At 74.3% G+C, this 389-nt stretch carries 1 protein-coding gene; it reads right to left on the bottom strand.

Features of this window, described 5'->3' with window-relative positions:
- On the bottom strand, nucleotides 1-389 hold a 389-nt coding region (locus AC1DYK_RS36130), incomplete at both ends, for a M20/M25/M40 family metallo-hydrolase (protein ID WP_478170643.1).

Below are 389 nucleotides of genomic sequence, written 5' to 3'. Positions count from 1 at the left end.
ACGGAACGGTCGTGACATCGAGCCACTCGTCCGGGCCGTGGTCTCCGCCGCCGACCGGGCCGAGGCCGTCGAGGGTGGGGACACCGGCGCCGGCGATCGTGTTGGCGTCGCCGACGCCGCCGGTGGCTGCGGCGCCCAGAGCGACGGAGAGTTCCCTGCCGGCGTCCACGGCGTGGGCGAACATGGCGCGCGCTGCCGGGGTGTCCTCCATCGCCGGACAGGCTTCGGTCTGCCGGACGGTGGCGGTGGTGCCGGGTACGCGGAGCCGGGCGGCGGCTTTCTCGATGCCCGCTCGGGCGTGCCGGATCCCGTCGTCGGTCGACGACCGCACCTCCACGTGCAGCTCCGCTTCGGGGCAGATGATGTTGATGCGGCTGCCCGCCCTGACC

The sequence above is a fragment of the Variovorax sp. P2_H12 genome (assembly GCF_056403395.1).
Note: the sequence above shows the minus strand (reverse complement) of the source record. Positions and strands in the feature narration are given on the sequence as shown.